11 protein-coding genes and 1 pseudogene are annotated in these 17,370 nt (G+C 61.9%); 10 read left to right on the top strand and 2 right to left on the bottom strand.

Features of this window, described 5'->3' with window-relative positions; genetic code table 11:
* The first annotated feature begins 127 nt into the window (after positions 1-127).
* The 6 genes from recC (at position 128) to yfiB (ending at position 11,776) form a co-directional block, all read left to right on the top strand.
* Positions 128-3,580 (top strand): exodeoxyribonuclease V subunit gamma, encoded by a 3,453-nt coding sequence (recC, locus tag AC4PS6_RS20615; protein WP_020302528.1) that lies wholly within the window; start codon positions 128-130, stop codon positions 3,578-3,580.
* Complete coding sequence (gene recB / locus AC4PS6_RS20610) at positions 3,577-7,248, top strand: exodeoxyribonuclease V subunit beta (protein WP_492180960.1); 3,672 nt, start codon at positions 3,577-3,579, stop codon at positions 7,246-7,248. Before recC ends, recB begins: the two co-directional genes overlap by 4 nt.
* Positions 7,245-9,314, top strand: coding sequence for an exodeoxyribonuclease V subunit alpha (gene recD / locus AC4PS6_RS20605; RefSeq protein WP_492180959.1), 2,070 nt, complete (start codon positions 7,245-7,247; stop codon positions 9,312-9,314). Before recB ends, recD begins: the two co-directional genes overlap by 4 nt.
* Positions 9,315-9,456: 142 nt before the next feature.
* Positions 9,457-10,023 carry a regulatory sequestration protein YfiR gene (yfiR, locus tag AC4PS6_RS20600; RefSeq protein ID WP_014719921.1) on the top strand — a complete coding sequence of 189 codons (567 nt, stop codon included), beginning with the start codon at positions 9,457-9,459 and terminating at the stop codon, positions 10,021-10,023.
* On the top strand, positions 10,020-11,282 hold the full coding sequence (gene dgcN / locus AC4PS6_RS20595; RefSeq protein ID WP_020302524.1) for a diguanylate cyclase DgcN/YfiN: 1,263 nt from the start codon (positions 10,020-10,022) through the stop codon (positions 11,280-11,282). The genes yfiR and dgcN overlap by 4 nt, the downstream gene beginning before the upstream one ends.
* A gap of 5 nt (positions 11,283-11,287) precedes the next feature.
* Positions 11,288-11,776: an outer membrane lipoprotein YfiB gene (gene yfiB, locus AC4PS6_RS20590; RefSeq protein ID WP_014719919.1), complete on the top strand. Its 489-nt coding sequence runs from the start codon at positions 11,288-11,290 to the stop codon at positions 11,774-11,776.
* 127 nt (positions 11,777-11,903) lie between these two features.
* Here the strand turns inward: yfiB and AC4PS6_RS20585 are convergent, their stop codons facing one another.
* Complete coding sequence (locus AC4PS6_RS20585; protein ID WP_014719918.1) at positions 11,904-12,851, bottom strand: LysR family transcriptional regulator; 948 nt, start codon at positions 12,849-12,851, stop codon at positions 11,904-11,906.
* Between the two features lie 133 nt (positions 12,852-12,984).
* Here AC4PS6_RS20585 and AC4PS6_RS20580 point away from each other — a divergent pair, with 133 nt between their 5' ends.
* A complete protein-coding gene (locus AC4PS6_RS20580) occupies positions 12,985-14,502 on the top strand; it encodes a CoA-acylating methylmalonate-semialdehyde dehydrogenase (RefSeq protein WP_014719917.1) in 1,518 nt (505 codons plus the stop codon).
* Between the two features lie 15 nt (positions 14,503-14,517).
* The gene (gene mmsB / locus AC4PS6_RS20575; protein WP_103452051.1) at positions 14,518-15,405 is read left to right on the top strand and encodes a 3-hydroxyisobutyrate dehydrogenase; all 888 of its coding nucleotides are present in this window, start codon (positions 14,518-14,520) and stop codon (positions 15,403-15,405) included.
* 47 nt (positions 15,406-15,452) lie between these two features.
* Here the strand turns inward: mmsB and AC4PS6_RS20570 are convergent, their stop codons facing one another.
* Positions 15,453-15,797 (bottom strand): cupin domain-containing protein, encoded by a 345-nt coding sequence (locus AC4PS6_RS20570; RefSeq protein ID WP_019817873.1) that lies wholly within the window; start codon positions 15,795-15,797, stop codon positions 15,453-15,455.
* Between the two features lie 364 nt (positions 15,798-16,161).
* On the opposite strand from AC4PS6_RS20570, the gene kynB reads away from it, so the two are divergent.
* On the top strand, positions 16,162-16,812 hold the full coding sequence (kynB, locus tag AC4PS6_RS20565; protein WP_060768079.1) for an arylformamidase: 651 nt from the start codon (positions 16,162-16,164) through the stop codon (positions 16,810-16,812).
* Positions 16,809-17,324, top strand: a pseudogene (locus AC4PS6_RS20560) (tryptophan 2,3-dioxygenase); the annotation flags it as partial. The gene kynB and the pseudogene AC4PS6_RS20560, both read left to right, overlap by 4 nt.
* Positions 17,325-17,370 lie beyond the last annotated feature (46 nt).

Genomic DNA, 17,370 nt, shown 5'->3' with positions numbered 1-17,370 from the left:
TGGGGTTTTGTTTTGGGCGCTCGAAAAGTGTCCGCCTTGTCCCCGCACGCCTGTCAGGCTGTGCCCGCCCCGTGCGCCACAGTGCTAAAGTCCACCCCTCGATTTTGCTTTTCCCAAGGAAGCCGTTATGCCGGACGCGACGTCCCTCAGCCCTGGATTCATGGTGGTTCACGGCAACCGCCTGGACGAACTGCGCAGCCTGGTGGTCAGTTGGATGCGCCGTTACCCACTGGCGCCTTTGGAAAACGAAATCGCCCTGGTACAAAGTAACGGCATCGCCCAGTGGCTGAAGCTGGCCTTGGCTGAAGATCCGCAAGAAGATGATATGGGCGGCTGTGGCATTGCCGCAGCCATCGACGTACAACTGCCTGGCAGCTTTATGTGGCAGCTCTATCGCATGGTCCTGGGCCGCGACGAAATCCCGCCCAAGTCCCTGCTTGATAAAGCCCCGCTGACCTGGCGCCTCATGCGTCTGTTACCCGAGCTGATCGACCAACCGCACTTCGAACCTCTGCAACGCTTCCTGACGCAAGACACCGACCTGCGCAAACGCTACCAACTCGCCGAGCGCCTGGCTGACCTCTTCGACCAATACCAGGTCTACCGTGCCGACTGGCTGGAGGATTGGGCCGCAGGCCGGCATCAACTGCGCAATGGTCGAGGTGAGTCCAAACCGCTCAACCCAGCCAACTGCTGGCAAGCCGAGCTGTGGCGCGCGCTGCTGCTGGATGTGGGTGAAGCAGGCATGGCCGAAAGTCGGGCCGGTGTACATCAGCGTTTCATCGAGCGCATCAACAGCCTTGAACAAGCACCGCCCGGCTTGCCTCCCCGGGTGATCGTCTTCGGCATCTCATCGCTGCCGGCCCAGGCGCTGGAAGCCTTGGCGGGTCTGGCCCGTTTCAGCCAGGTCCTGCTCTGCGTGCATAACCCCTGCCGCCATCATTGGTCGGACATCGTCGCCGACAAAGACTTGCTGCGTAACGAATACAAACGCCAGGCGCGCAAAGCGGGCATGCCCGTCACTATCGACCCACAAACTTTGCACCAGCACGCCCATCCGCTGCTCGCTGCCTGGGGCAAGCAGGGCCGTGATTACATCAGTCTGCTGGACAGCTACGATGATCCCAACAGCTACCGCGCCGCATTTCGCGACGGTCGTATCGACCTGTTCAGCGACAGCGAACCCACCACGCTGCTCAACCAACTCCAGGACGATATCCTTGAACTGCGCCCGTTGAATGAAACCCGTGAACGGTGGCCCGCTGTCGACTTGCAACGCGATACTTCGATCCGTTTCCATATCGCCCACAGCGCCCAGCGCGAAGTAGAAATCCTCCACGACCAATTACTTCATCGCTTCAGCGCCGACCCCACCTTGCGCCCTCGGGATATCATCGTCATGGTCCCCGACGTCGACAGCTACGCACCGCATATTCGCGCGGTCTTCGGCCAGCTCGAACGCCATGACCCACGCTTTATCCCCTTCACCCTCACAGACCAAGGTCAACGTGGCCGCGACCCGCTGTTGATTGCTGTGGAGCACCTGCTCAAACTCCCCGACAGCCGCTTCCCCGTCAGCGAAATCCTCGATCTGCTCGACGTCCCGGCCCTGCGCGAACGCTTCGCCATCAAAGAGCGTGACCTGCCCACCTTGCATCGCTGGATCGAAGGGGCCGGCATCCGCTGGGGCCTGAATGCCGAGCAACGCGCCGGTTTGGGTCTGCCCGCGGAACTGGAGCAGAACAGCTGGCGATTCGGCCTGCGCCGTATGCTGCTGGGCTATGCCGTCGGCACCGGCACGGCCTGCGACGGTATTGAACCTTATGACGAAATCGGTGGCCTCGATGCGGCCTTGATCGGCCCGCTGGTCGGCTTGCTCGACGCCTTGCACGATGCCCATCAAGCGCTATCGGAACCCGCCGCGCCACAGGCCTGGGGCGAGCGTCTACAACGGTTGATGCAGCTGTTTTTCCTGCCCAGCAGCGAGCACGATGACTACCTGCTGGGCCAGCTCGAACAGCTAAGAGAAACCTGGCTGGAAACCTGCGAATCCGTCGGCTTGCAAGACGAGTTACCCCTTACGGTAGTACGTGAGGCATGGCTTGCCGGATTGGATCAGGGGCGCCTGTCCCAGCGCTTCCTGGCGGGAGCGGTCAATTTCTGTACGCTCATGCCCATGCGTGCGATCCCGTTCAAGCTGGTCTGCCTGCTCGGCATGAACGACGGCGATTACCCGCGGGCCCAGCCACCCCTGGATTTTGACCTGATGGGCAGCGATTACCGCCCCGGCGACCGTTCTCGCCGTGAAGACGACCGCTACTTACTGCTCGAAGCGCTGCTGTCAGCCCGTGACCAGCTGTATATCAGCTGGGTAGGCCGCAGCATCCGTGACAACAGTGATCGCCCGGCCTCGGTACTGATCGGCCAACTGCGCGACCACTTGGCCAGCGGCTGGCAGCACGCCAACAATGATCAGCCGCTGCTCGACGCAATGACCCAAGAGCACCCGCTGCAACCCTTCAGCGCACGCTACTTCCACGAAGGCGATTCGCTGTTCAGCTATGCCCGCGAATGGCAATTGCTGCATCAGGCACCGGCGGTCATCACCCAAGAGCAAGGCTTGACCCCTCACCAACAGGAAGAACCCCTGAGCCTTGGCCAGTTACAGGACTTCCTGCGCAATCCGGTCAAACACTTCTTCAGCCAGCGCCTGAAAGTATTCTTCGAAGCCGCTGAAGTGCCCCTGGCTGATGAAGAACCCTTCGTGCTGGACGCATTGCAACGCTACAGCTTAAGCGACAGCCTGCTGAACGCGGCCCTCACCCAACCCGACCAACTCGATCAGGCGCTCAACGCCCAGGCCCTGCGCCTGCAAGGCAGCGGCCTGCTGCCGATGGTCGGTTTCGGTGAATGCCTGCGTAACGAGTTGATCGAGCCGTTGCCGGACCTGGTGCAACGCTATCAACACCTTCTAGCGCTGTGGCCCACCCCGCATACTGGCGCTGAACCGATCAGCTTTGCGTACCAAGGTATCCAGCTGGAAGGTTGGATCAGCGGTCTGCACCGACGCAGTGATGGCGGACTGTTAAGCGTCACCACCATCCCCAACAGTATTGGCTCGATCAAGACACGCAAGTGGCACCGCCTCATCCGCCCTTGGGTCAATCACGTGGTGGCCTGCGCCTGTGGCCTGCCCTTGAGCACCGGCCTTGTAGCCAGTGACGACACCTTGTTGTTGGCCCCACTGGACAAGGCCGGCGCCGAGGACATCCTCGGTAACCTGCTGTTGGCCTGGCACACGGGAATGAGCGCGCCGCTACCGGTCGCGGTGAAAACCGCGTTCGCCTGGCTCGGCCAGACTGACCCCGCCAAGGCCCAAGCGGCAGCGAGCAAAGCCTATGAAGGCGATGGCATCACCACAGACGGCGAACGCCGCGAAACGCCTGCCCTTACGCGGCAATTTCCCGACTACGCGGCCCTGGTCGCCAGTGAAGAGTTCGAAGGCTGGTGCGAAACCCTGTATCGCCCGCTGATCAACGCCCCCTGGCGATCGCTTTCCAGCACGGAGGCTGACGCATGATCGGCAAACCCTTGGCCCTGGCGTTCCCGCTCAAAGGCAGCCAGTTGATTGAAGCCAGTGCCGGCACCGGCAAGACCTTCACCATCTCCGCCTTGTACCTGCGCCTGGTGCTCGGCCACGGCGGTGGTGAGTCCGGTTTCGGCCGCGAACTGCTGCCACCGCAAATCCTCGTGGTGACGTTCACCGACGCCGCCACCAAGGAGCTGCGTGAACGCATCCGCATCCGCCTGGCCGAAGCCGCGCGCTTTTTCCGTGACGAAATCGAGCAGCCTGATGCGCTGATTGCCGACCTGCGTGAGCAATATGAACCGCAGCAATGGCCCGCCTGCGCCAATCGGCTGGACATCGCCGCCCAATGGATGGATGAAGCCGCCGTCTCGACGATCCACAGTTGGTGCCAGCGCATGCTGCGCGAACATGCGTTCGACAGCGGCAGCCTGTTCACCCAGACCCTGGAAACTGACCATAGCGACCTGCTGGGCGAAGTGCTGCGCGACTACTGGCGATTGTTCTGCTACCCAATGCACGACGATGCCCTCAACTGGGTGCGCAACCATTGGGGCGGCCCCGCGGCGCTGATGCCACGGGTGCGTGCGTTGTTCGGCAGCGAGCGGCCCACCGACGAAACCCGCGAGCCAGCCGAACTGATCACCGCCTGCCTGCAAGAACGTCGTGCCGCGCTGGTTGCTCTCAAGGCACCCTGGCAACAATGGGCCGCCGAGCTGCGGGATATCTGCCTGCAAGCCGTGGCCGCCAAGGCGGTCGATGGGCGCAAGATGCAAGCGCGCTACTTCGAGCCCTGGTTCGAAAAGATCAGCGCCTGGGCCGCTGACGAAACCCTGGAAGAACTGGACATCGGCACCGGCTTCACCCGCCTGACGCCTGACGGCATGGCCGAAGCGTGGAAAGGCGAGCCGCCGCAGCACCCTGGCATCGAGGCCATGGCCAGCCTCAAAGCCAGCCTCGACGCCTTGCCAACGCCCGACGCGGCGGTGCTGCAACACGCTGCCGGCTGGGTCGGCAAACGCTTCGAGGAAGAGAAACGTCGCCGCGCCGAGATGGGGTTTGACGACATGCTGATCCGCCTCAACGCCGCCCTCCAGGCAGACGGTGGCGAGCGCCTGGCCAGCGTGATCCGCGAGCAATTCCCGGTGGCCCTGATCGATGAATTCCAGGACACCGACCCGGTGCAATACAGCATCTTCGACAGCATCTACCGCATCGAAGAAAACCACCTCGACAGCGGCCTGTTCCTGATCGGCGACCCCAAGCAGGCGATCTACGCCTTTCGCGGCGCCGACATCTACACCTACCTGCGCGCCCGGCAATCCACCACCGGCCGTCATCACACCCTGGGCACCAACTTCCGCTCCAGCCATGCGATGGTCGAGGCGGTGAATCACGTGTTCCAGCGTGCGGAGACCGGTCGTGGTGCGTTCCTGTTCCGTGAGCCCAATGGGGATAACCCGGTGCCGTTTCACCCGGTGCTGTCCCAAGGCCGCAGCGAACACCTGCAGGTCGACGGCCAACCAATGCCGGCCATGAACCTTTGGCACCTGCCCACCGACCAGCCGATTTCCAACGTGGTTTACCGTCAACACCTGGCCGCCGCCTGCGCCACGCAAATCGTTGCGCTGCTCAACGGTGGGCAGCAAGGCACGGCGGGCTTTGTAATAGAGGGTAACCTCAAGGGCGTGTTGCCGTCAGACATCGCCATCCTCGTGCGCGATGGCAAGGAAGCCCAGGCCGTGCGTGCCGAACTGGCCCGCCGTGGCGTGCGCAGTGTGTACCTGTCGGATAAAGACTCGGTGTTTGCCGCCCAGGAAGCCCATGACCTGTTGGCCTGGTTGAAGGCTTGCGCCGAACCCGATGTCGAACGCCCGCTGCGTGCCGCCCTGGCCTGCGTCACCCTGAACCTGTCCCTATCGGAGCTGGAGCGTCTGAATCAGGACGAACTGGCGTGGGAATCACGGGTGATGCAGTTCCGTGGCTACCGTGCCATCTGGCGTACCCAAGGCGTGTTGCCGATGCTGCGTCGCCTGCTCCACGACTTCAAGCTGCCGCAAACCCTCATCGCCCGCAGTGATGGCGAGCGGGTGCTGACCAACCTGTTGCACCTCAGTGAATTGTTGCAACAGGCCGCCTCGGAACTGGATGGCGAGCAGGCGTTGATCCGTCATTTGGCCGAGCATCTGGCGCTGTCGGGACAGGCCGGTGAAGAGCAGATCCTGCGCCTGGAAAGCGACGAGCAACTGGTCAAAGTGGTGACCATCCACAAATCCAAGGGCCTGGAATACGACCTGGTGTTCTTGCCGTTCATCTGTTCGGCCAAGCCTGTGGACGGCAGTCGCTTGCCGCTGCATTACCACGATGGACAGGGCAAGTCCCACGTCAGCCTGCGACCCACGGTCGAGCTGATCGCCCAAGCCGACGATGAGCGCCTGGCCGAAGACCTGCGTTTGTTCTATGTGGCCTTGACCCGCGCCAAACACGCCTGCTGGCTAGGCATCGCCGACCTCAAGCGCGGCAATAACAGCAGCTCGGTCTTGCACCTGTCGGCGTTGGGCTATTTGCTTGGTGCTGGCGCGTCGTTAGGCGAATCAGCGGGTCTGGCGCGCTGGTTGCTGGACTTGCAGCAAGGCTGCGCGGCCATCGGTTATGACCATGTGCCGGACGCCCAAGACATCCTGTTCCACCCGCCGCGCAATCAAGCGACCCTGCTCGCACCATTGCTGCCTGAACGTAAGGCCACGGAAAACTGGTGGATTGCTTCCTACAGTGCCTTGCGCATTGGCGACAGCATGAGCGCCGCCAGTCTTGAAGCACCGGAAAGCCCCCAGGCCCAGAAACTGTTCGATGACGAACGCCTCGACCCCGATGCGCCACGGGAAGTGGCGGCGTCCGGCGGTGATATTCATCGTTTCCCACGCGGTCCTAATCCAGGCACCTTCCTCCACGGCTTGTTGGAGTGGGCCGGTGAAGAGGGTTTCAACGTGACGCCCGAGGCCATCGAAAAAGCCGTGGGCGCACGTTGTAACCGCCGCAACTGGGAAGGCTGGATCGTCACCCTCAGCGGCTGGCTGGGTCATCTGTTGCAAACGCCGTTGCCGCTGTACAACGACCACGTGACCTTAAGCGGCCTTCAGCAGTACCAGATCGAAATGGAGTTCTGGTTCGCCAGTCACACAGTCGATGTGCTGGCCCTCGACAAACTGGTGTGCCTGCACACCCACGGCGGTGTTTCCCGTGTGGCCGCTGAGCCGGTGCTGCTCAACGGCATGTTCAAGGGGTTTATCGACCTGACGTTCGAACACGATGGCCGCTACTACGTGGCGGACTACAAATCCAATTGGCTCGGCCCCGACGATTCGGCCTACACCCAGCAAGCCATGGAGCACTCGATTCTTGAGCATCGGTACGACCTGCAATACGTACTTTACCTGCTGGCCCTGCACCGCCAGCTCAAGGCGCGCCTGCCTGATTATGACTACGACCAGCACGTCGGCGGCGCCCTGTACCTGTTTCTGCGTGGCACCCAGTCGGTGAGCCAGGGGGCGTATTTTACCCGGCCGCCCCGCGAGCTGATCGAAAGTCTGGATCTGCTGTTCCAGGGCAAGCCTATCCCGCCCAAGGTCGAGCCCGTCTGGGAACAAGGAGTGTTGCTATGAGCCTGTCGCCGTTACCGCTAGAGGAGCTGGCACCGCTGAGTCGCGCCACCGACCTGGTGCAGTTGCTTGAGCGTTGGGTCGAGCGTGGCTGGTTGCGGGCCCTGGACAAAGCCTTCGTCGGCTTCCTGCATGAGCTTGACGCCCAGGCCGACCCCTTGGTCTTGTTGGCGGCCGCCTTGACCAGCCATCAACTGGGCCATGGTCACGTCTGCCTTGACCTGTTCGAAACCCTCAAGGCGCCGGACTTCGCCCTGTCATTGCCGCCCGAAGGCGACCTGCACACTGGCGCCATGCTGCTGCCGTCGCAATTGCTGCACGACCTGGACGGTGCCCATTGGTGCCATGCCCTGGCGTGCAGCCCATTGGTAGCGCTGGCGGTCGATGGCAGCGACGCGGCCCAGAGTCGTCCGTTGGTGTTGTCTGGCAAGCGCCTGTACCTGCGCCGCTACTGGACCTACGAGCGACGTATCGACCGCGCCCTGCGCCTGCGCCTTGCGAACGTGGAGCCCGCAGCTGCCGATTTGCCACAACGCCTCAACCGCCTGTTCGACCAACCGGCGCCCGACGGTGTAATTGACTGGCAAAAGCTTGCCTGTGCCCTGGCAACCCGCGGCGCCTTCAGTATCGTCACCGGCGGCCCCGGCACCGGCAAGACCACCACCGTGGTGCGCCTGCTCGCGTTGTTGCAGGCACCCGCTGTGGAGTCCGGCAGCCCGTTGCGTATTCGCCTGGCTGCGCCCACCGGTAAAGCCGCTGCGCGCCTGACCGAATCCATCAGCCAGCAAGTGCTGTCACTGACAGTGCCCGACGACGTGCGGGAAAAAATCCCGACCCAGGTCACCACGGTTCATCGCCTGTTGGGCAGCCGTCCGGGCACCCGCCACTTCCGGCATCACTTGGGTAATCCATTGCCGCTGGACGTGCTGGTGGTGGATGAAGCCTCGATGATTGACCTGGAAATGATGGCCAACCTGCTCGATGCCTTGCCGCCCCATGCGCGTCTGGTATTGCTGGGCGACAAGGACCAGTTGGCGTCGGTGGAGGCCGGTGCGGTACTCGACGATTTGTGCCGTGACGCCGAAGCCGGCTGGTACAGCCCGCAGACTCTGCAATGGCTGCAAGCGGTCAGCGGCGAAGACCTCAGTGCCAGCGGCCTGCAAGAAGACCTCGATGCCCGTCATCCCCTGGCCCAGCAGGTGGTGATGCTGCGCTATTCGCGTCGTTTCGGCGAAGGCAGCGGCATCGGCCAACTGGCGCGCTGGGTCAACCAGCAGAATGCCGAAGAGGCTCGTCAGTTGCTGGCCGCGCGCCGTCATGACGACCTGTTTTGCCTAAGCCTCAAGGGCGAGCATGACCACGCCCTTGAGCGCTTGGTGCTGGACGGGCAGGGCGACGGCGCCCAGGGTTATCGCTACTACCTGAACCTGCTGCAATCGGCACGTCCACCTCTGGATACGCCGCGCGATGACCCGGCCTGGACCTATTGGGCGCAACAATTGTTGCAAGCCTTTGATGCGTTCCAATTGCTCTGTGCCGTGCGCAAAGGGCCCTGGGGGGTTGAAGGGCTGAACCAGCGCATCACCGCGGCCCTGCGCAAAGTCCGCCTGATCGAAGGCGACGAGCAGTGGTACGAGGGCCGTCCGGTCTTGATGACCCGTAACGACTATGGCTTGGGCCTGATGAACGGCGACATCGGCATCGCGCTGAAACTGCCCGAAAGCGATGGCGGCCCCCACGTGCTACGCGTGGCCTTCCCACGTAACGATGGCCAGGGTGGCGTACGTTTCGTGCTGCCCAGCCGCTTGAATGATGTCGAAACCGTGTATGCGATGACCGTACACAAATCCCAGGGCTCGGAGTTCATCCATACGGCGCTGATCCTGCCGGATGCTTTGAACCCGGTGCTGACCAAAGAATTGATCTATACCGGTATTACCCGCGCCAAGCGCTGGTTCAGCTTGATCGAGCCCCGGGGTGGCGTGTTTGAAGAGGCGGTACGGCGCAAGGTCAAGCGTTTGAGCGGGTTGATGCTGGAGTTGGACGCCGCACCGGAAAAAACTGACTGATAGGTCATGAAATATTTCTGATTCAGATGTCTGATTTTTCTGAAAAAATAGTAGGCCCCGTGCCAGCCGTGCTGCGCGGGGGTTCCCGCCGCTGTGCTATCGTTGCGGCATCACCCTGGAAAATACCTGAGAGAAGTGCTGCATGAACGTGGCTGTCTCGCCCACAGAGCGCAGTTTGAGCTGGAGACGCATGTTGCGGGTGGCGGTTCTGTGCCTGCTCGCGCCGCAGGTATGGGCGCAGACGCCCAGCCTCGCCGAGCAGCGCGCCCAGGCGGTCACCCAGGTCGTGCTGGGTATTCTCAGCTACGCGCGGTGGCCGGTGGAGCCTGCGCAATTGCGGCTGTGCATTGTCGGGCCGACTCAGTACACCGATGACCTGGTCAAAGGCACTACCCAGGCCACCGGTCGTCCGGTGCGGGTGCGGCGCCTGCTGGTCGATCATCCGGATATCGTCAATGCCTGCGACGCCATCTACATCGGCAAAATCACGCCTGACGAACGCAACCGCCTGTTTACTTCGTTGATTGGTCACCCTGTGCTCAGCATCAGCGAAGGGGGCGACCAATGCACGGTGGGCAGCCTGTTCTGCCTGCGGGTCAGCGATGAGCAGGTGTCATTCGAGGTCAATCTGGATTCCGTCGCCCGCAGCGGCGTGCGTATCCATCCCAGTGTGTTGCAGTTGTCTCGCCGTCGAGCGCCTGGCTCATGAGCCGCGATAAAGTGCGGCCGACCCTGCGTTCGGTGATTGCCCGCGGGCATATGATCCTGGCGCTGGTAGCGGTGACCCTGGCCAGTGTTTCCCTGACTCTGCTCGGCGTGCTGGCCCTGCGGGTTTACGCCGAGCACAACCTGCACCTGATCGCCCGCTCCATCAACTACACCGTGGAAGCGGCCGTGGTGTTCAACGATAGCGCGGCGGCCACCGAAGCCCTGAGCCTGATTGCCTCCACCGAAGAAGTGGCCCAGGCAGAAGTATTTGATATCAACGGCAAGCTGCTGGCGCGCTGGGTTCGCCCGGAAACCGGCATGTTGTCACGGGTCGAGCTGCAAATAGCGCACGCCCTGCTCGAACAGCCCATCAGCCAGCCGATTCTGCGCCAGGGGCAAACTGTCGGCAGCATCCACCTGGTCGGCCACGGTGGCAGCCTGTTGCGCTTTTTGCTCAGCGGTCTGGTCGGGATTTTGATCTGCACAGCGCTCAGCGCCTGGGTGGCATTGCACCTGTCGCGGCGTCTATTGAATGGCATCACCGTGCCATTGCAACGCCTGGCCGCCGTCGCCCACGCCGCCCGCAGCGAACGAGACTTCGACCGCCGCGTACCCTCGGCGCAGATCGCCGAGCTCGACAGCCTGGGCAGCGACTTCAATGCCCTGCTCGGTGAGATGGAGGCTTGGCAAAGCCACCTGCAAAGCGAAAACGAAACCCTGGCCCACCAGGCCAGCCACGACAGCCTCACCGGCCTGCCCAACCGCGCGTTCTTCGAAGGCCGGCTGATCCGCGCCTTGCGCAGCGCCGCCAAGGTCAACGAGCGGGTGGCGGTGTTGTTCCTCGACAGCGACCGCTTCAAAGACATCAACGACAGCTTCGGTCATGCCGCTGGCGATGCCGTGCTGGTGGCCGTTGCCGACCGCGTGCGGGCGCAACTGCGCGAGGACGACCTGGTGGCGCGCCTGGGCGGTGATGAATTCGCGGTATTACTGGCGCCCCTGCACAAGGCCGAAGACGCCCATCGCATCGCCGACAAAATCATTGCCAGCATGGACATGCCGATCCCCCTGCCAGGTGATACCCAGGTGTTGACCTCCCTCAGCATCGGTATTGCCATTTATCCCGAGCATGGCGCCACTCCCGGCACCTTGCTCAACGCCGCCGACGCGGCGATGTACCAGGCCAAACGATTGTCCTCGGGCGGCCAGCAAACGGCGGAGTCGGAGCATCCCGTCGTCAACGTTCAACACAGGAGTTGATTCCCTTGTTCGCTAACACACGCATTTTATTTGTTTCTTTACTCGTCGCTTTCCTGGCCCTCAGCGGCTGCCAGACGCCACCCAAAGGCCTGACCCCGGCGCAAGTCGCCGTGCTCAAACAACAAGGCTTCGAGCTGACCGATGAAGGCTGGGCCTTCGGCCTGTCCGGCAAAGTGCTGTTTGGCAGTGACGTCGAAACCCTCAACAAACCCAGCACCGACATCGTCGAACGCATCGGCCAGGCCCTGGTAGGCGCGGGTATCGAGCGTGTGCGTGTCGACGGCCACACCGACGCCTCCGGCAAAGAACCCTACAACGTGGCCCTGTCCCTGCGCCGCGCCAAAAGCGTGGGCAAGGTGCTGACCCGCGTGGGCATGAAAGAAGAAAACATCCAACTGCGCGGCCTGGGCAGCAGCGAGCCGGTGGCGCCGAATACGACCACAGCAGGCCGCACCGAGAATCGCCGGGTGTCAATTGTAGTAATCGCAGACTAAGCGGGTTCTGCTTCCCCCAGCTGAAATGCATTCAATATGTGGGAGCTGGCTTGCCTGCGATGGCGGTTGATCGGTAGATATAGCTTTTGCTGATGCACCGCTATCGCAGGCAAGCCAGCTCCCACATTCAGTCTGCAAACCTGATCTCCCGCGTCTCCCCCATCAACAACCCCTGATTCTGCTCCGTCACTTCCCGGATGTAATCCCACAACAACGTAATCCGCTTCAACTTCCTCAAATCCTCCCGGCAATACATCCAGAACTGTCGCGTAATCGCGATCTGCTCCCCCAGCACCGGCAACAACCGCGGGTCCTGCGCTGCCAGAAAGCACGGCAATATCGCCATCGACCGGCCTTGCTGCGCCGCCACGTACTGCGCGATCACGCTGGTGCTGCGCAAACTCGCGCTGGCGCCGGGCACGACGTTGGCCAGGTACAGCAGCTCCGAGCTGAACGCCAGGTCATCCACGTAGCTGATAAATGGATGCTCGGCCAAGTCCGCAGGTGTGCGAATCGGCGGGTGTTGGTCGAGGTAGTCCTGGGTGGCGTACAGCTGCAGTTTGTAGTCGCACAGTTTGCAGCACACATACGGTCCGTGTTCCGGGCGTTCCAGGGCGATGACGATGTCGGCTTCGCGCTTGGACAGGCTGATGAAGTGGGGCAGGGGCAGGATGTCCACCGAGATCGCGGGATAAGTGTCGACGAAATGGCTCAGTTGCGGGGTGACGAAGAAGCTGCCGAAGCCTTCGGTGCAACCCATGCGCACATGGCCCGACAGTGCCACGCCGGACCCGGACACCTGTTCGCAGGCCATGTGCAGTGTGCTTTCGATGGATTCGGCATAACCCAGCAACCGCTGGCCTTCGCTGGTGAGCACGAAGCCGTTGGTCCGGGATTTTTCGAACAGCAGCGTGCCGAGGGACACTTCCAGTGAACTGATGCGTCGCGACACGGTGGTGTAGTCCACCGCCAGGCGCTTGGCGGCCACGCTGGCCTTGCGGGTGCGCGCCACTTCGAGGAAAAACTTCAGGTCATCCCAGTTCAGGGCGCCCAGGGAGGTGATGTTTTTTTGCATATTGGACCGGCTTTTATGTACGTTCTTATTAGAGATTTGCACATCTATACTCCAAAAACAGTCCGAACGCCTCATTCTTCAAGGCGATTCAACGCCTTGGTTCTCTGCATAACGACAAGATTCTGGAGACCATATGAACGCATCTGCCGATATTTCCGTGCAACAGGTCAAGTTGCTGATCAACGGCGAGTGGGTCGAGTCCAAAACCACCGAGTGGCAAGACATCGTCAACCCGGCCACTCAGCAAGTGCTGGCCAAAGTCCCGTTCGCCACTGCCGATGAAGTCAACGCCGCCATTGACGCTGCCCATCGCGCTTTCCAGACCTGGAAGCTGACACCGATCGGCGCGCGCATGCGCATCATGCTCAAGCTGCAAGCCTTGATCCGCGAACATTCCAAGCGCATTGCTGTAGTCCTCAGCGCCGAGCAGGGCAAGACCATTGCCGATGCCGAGGGCGATATTTTCCGTGGACTGGAAGTGGTCGAACACGCCTGTTCCATCGGCACCCTGCAAATGGGCGAGTTCGCCGAGAACGTGGCCGGCGGCGTGGATACCTACACCCTGCGCCAGCCTATCGGCGTATGCGCCGGCATCACCCCGTTCAACTTCCCGGCGATGATTCCGCTGTGGATGTTCCCGATGGCGATTGCCTGCGGTAACACCTTCGTACTCAAGCCTTCCGAGCAAGACCCGTTGTCGACCATGCTCCTGGTGGAGCTGGCGCTGGAAGCCGGCGTACCGGCGGGCGTGCTCAACGTGGTGCACGGCGGCAAGAGCGTGGTGGATGCACTGTGCACCCACAAAGACATCAAGGCGGTGTCCTTCGTCGGCTCGACGGCCGTCGGCACCCATGTCTATGACCTGGCAGGCAAGCACGGCAAACGCGTCCAATCGATGATGGGCGCCAAGAACCACGCGGTGGTGCTGCCGGATGCCAACCGCGAGCACACCCTCAACGCCCTGGTCGGCGCCGGTTTCGGCGCGGCGGGCCAGCGTTGCATGGCCACCTCGGTGGTGGTGCTGGTGGGTGCGGCCAAGCAGTGGCTGCCAGATCTCAAGGCGTTGGCACAAAAGCTCAAGGTCAATGCAGGCAGCGAAGCCGGCACGGATGTCGGCCCGGTGATTTCCAAGCGCGCCAAGGCACGCATCCTTGAACTGATCGAAAGCGGCGTGAAAGAAGGCGCCAAGCTGGAGCTGGATGGCCGCGATATCAAGGTGCCGGGCTTCGAACAAGGTAACTTTGTCGGCCCGACTCTTTTTTCGGGCGTGACCACCGACATGCGCATCTACACCGAGGAAATCTTCGGCCCGGTGCTGGTGGTGCTGGAAGTCGACACCCTCGATCAAGCCATCGCCCTGGTCAACGCCAACCCGTTCGGCAACGGCACAGGTCTGTTCACCCAGAGCGGTGCGGCGGCGCGTAAATTCCAGAGCGAAATCGATGTGGGCCAGGTCGGCATCAACATCCCCATCCCGGTGCCAGTGCCGTTCTTCAGCTTCACCGGCTCCCGCGGTTCCAAGCTCGGCGACCTGGGCCCTTACGGCAAGCAAGTGGTGCAGTTCTACACTCAGACCAAAACCGTCACCAGCCGCTGGTTCGACGATGACACGGTCAACGATGGCGTCAACACCACCATTAACCTGCGCTGAACCTGGGAGACGATCATGAAGATTGCATTTATCGGCCTGGGCAACATGGGTGCGCCCATGGCCCGCAACCTGATCAAGGCTGGGCACGCGCTTAACCTGTTCGACCTGAACCAGGCGGTACTCAAGGAACTCGCCGAACTGGGCGGCACCATCAGCAGCTCGCCGCGTGATGCGGCCCAGGGCGCCGAACTGGTGATTACCATGCTGCCGGCCGCCGCCCACGTGCGCAGCGTGTGGCTGAATGAAGACGGTGTACTCGCCGGCATCGGCAAAGGCATCCCCGCCGTGGATTGCAGCACCATTGACCCGCAAACCATCCGTGAAGTAGCGGCTGCGGCAGCCAAACAAGGTGTGGCCGTGGCCGATGCGCCGGTCTCCGGTGGTACCGGCGGTGCCCAGGCCGGGACGCTGACCTTTATGGTTGGCGCCAACCCGGAACTGTTCGCCACCCTGCAACCGGTGCTGGCGCAGATGGGCCGCAATATCGTGCACTGCGGCGATGTCGGCACTGGGCAAATCGCCAAGATCTGCAACAACCTGCTGCTGGGTATCAGCATGGTCGGCGTCAGTGAAGCCATGGCCCTGGGCGATGCACTTGGCATTGATACACAAGTGCTGGCCGGCATCATCAACAGCTCCACGGGGCGCTGCTGGAGTTCCGATACCTACAATCCTTGGCCAGGCGTGATCGAGACCGCGCCATCATCGCGTGGCTATACCGGTGGTTTTGGTGCCGACCTGATGCTCAAGGATTTGGGCCTGGCCACCGAAGCTGCACGCCAGGTGCACCAGCCGGTGATCCTCGGCGCAGTGGCCCAGCAGCTGTATCAATCGATGAGCCAGCGTGGGGAAGGGGGCAAGGACTTCTCGGCGATCATCAACAGCTATCGCAAGCCCAAATAAAAACCTGTGGCGAGGGAGCAAGCTCCCTCGCCACAGCTTTTGCTGGGTCAGGCAAACACAAAATACTTACGCACCGTCTCGACCACTTCCCACGTTCCTTTCATCCCCGGTTCCACCACAAAGATATCCCCAGCCCGCAAGTGGATCGGCTCCATGCCTTCAGGCGTGATCACGCAGTAGCCTTCCTGGAAATGGCAGTATTCCCACTTCACGTATTCCACGTACCACTTGCCCGGTGTGCAGATCCAGGTGCCCATGATCTTGCTGCCGTCTTCGCTGGTGTAGGCGTTGAGGTTGACGGTGTGCGGGTCGCCTTCAAGCTTTTCCCATTTGCAGGCATCCAGGACCGGCAGTGGGTGGGTGTCGCGTAGTACGGTGATGGGCTTGGTCATGATGACTCCGAGGCAGGGAAGGGAAAGCTCAACCCTAAGGCCTCGGGCGTTGCGCCAGTGGTCTGAACTCGACATTGGGATGCCCAGAAGCGCAGTCACCTGAACACCGCAGTCCCCTGTGGGAGCCGGGCTTGCCCGCGATGACGCTGGCACAACAAGCATCTCCATTGCCTGACACTCCGCTATCGCGGGCAAGCCCGGCTCCCACAGGAGGTCTTGGTGTATCTGAGCGACAGATCTGTGCATCAAACCGCTGTTTCCTCGCAGTAACTGCGAAATATTTCCCGTGGCGCGCCAGAATTCGCAAGAAAATTCAGAGCTGGCCCTCGTATCATTCACCCCAGTACCCCGTGAGAGCCTTGCAATGAAACCAATAAAAACGTGGTGGGATATCAGCCCGCCCTTGAGCACGGCCACCCCGACCTGGCCGGGCGATACACCGTTCCAGGAAGAGCGCGTGTGGCAGTTCGGCCCGGAGTGTCCGGTAAATGTGGGGCGCGTCACCCTGTCGCCGCACACCGGTGCCCATGTGGATGCGCCGCTGCATTACTGCGCCGATGGGGCGCCGATTGGCGAGGTATCGCTGGATGTGTACATGGGCCCGTGCCGGGTATTGCATTGCCTGGGCAGCGGCGCTCTGGTGCAGCCCCATCAGTTGCAAGGGCGTGTGGATAACCTGCCGGAGCGCGTGCTGCTGCGCACTTATCCACAAGCGCCACTCACCGACTGGGATTCGAACTTCACCGCCATCGCCCCCCAGACCATTGAGCTGCTGGCCAGCCTGGGGGTGCGCCTGATCGGTATCGATACACCGTCCCTGGACCCGCAACAATCCAAGACCATGGATTCCCACAACGCCGTGGCGCGCCATGGCATGGCGATCCTCGAAGGCATCGTGCTCGATGACGTACCGGAGGGCGACTATGAACTGATCGCGCTGCCGCTGCGCTTCGCCAACCTGGACGCGAGCCCCGTGCGCGCCATTCTCCGCCCGCTCAAGGAGCCCACGCGATGAGCCAATGTCCTTTTTCAGCTGATTACCAACCGCCGGAAGAATGGCATAACGCCGAACTGAATTTTTCCGAGTCCATGAGCTATGGCGATTACCTGGACCTGGGCAAAGTCCTCAGCGCCCAGCACCCGCTGTCGCCAGACCACAACGAAATGCTCTTCATCATCCAGCACCAGACCTCGGAGCTGTGGATGAAATTGATGCTGCACGAACTCAAGGCTGCCAGGGAACATGTGCGCCTGGGTGAGCTGCCACCGGCGTTCAAGATGCTGGCGCGGGTGTCGCGGATCTTCGATCAACTGGTGCACGCCTGGGCGGTGCTGGCGACCATGACCCCGTCGGAATACAAGGCGATTCGCCCGTTCCTGGGGCAGTCGTCGGGGTTCCAGTCGTTTCAGTACCGCGAGATCGAATTCATCCTCGGCAACAAAAGCCCGGCGCTGCTGCGGCCCCATGCCCATCGCCCGGAGTTGCTGCAGCAATTGCAGGTGGCGATTGCCACGCCGTCGTTGTATCTGAATGACCCTAACAGTTAGTAACTCTCAAGCCTTTGATTATTAA

The sequence above is a fragment of the Pseudomonas sp. DW-iso17 genome, from assembly GCF_058725345.1.
The sequence above is the reverse complement of the archived record's forward strand: the minus strand, read 5'-3'. Positions and strand labels throughout refer to the sequence as shown.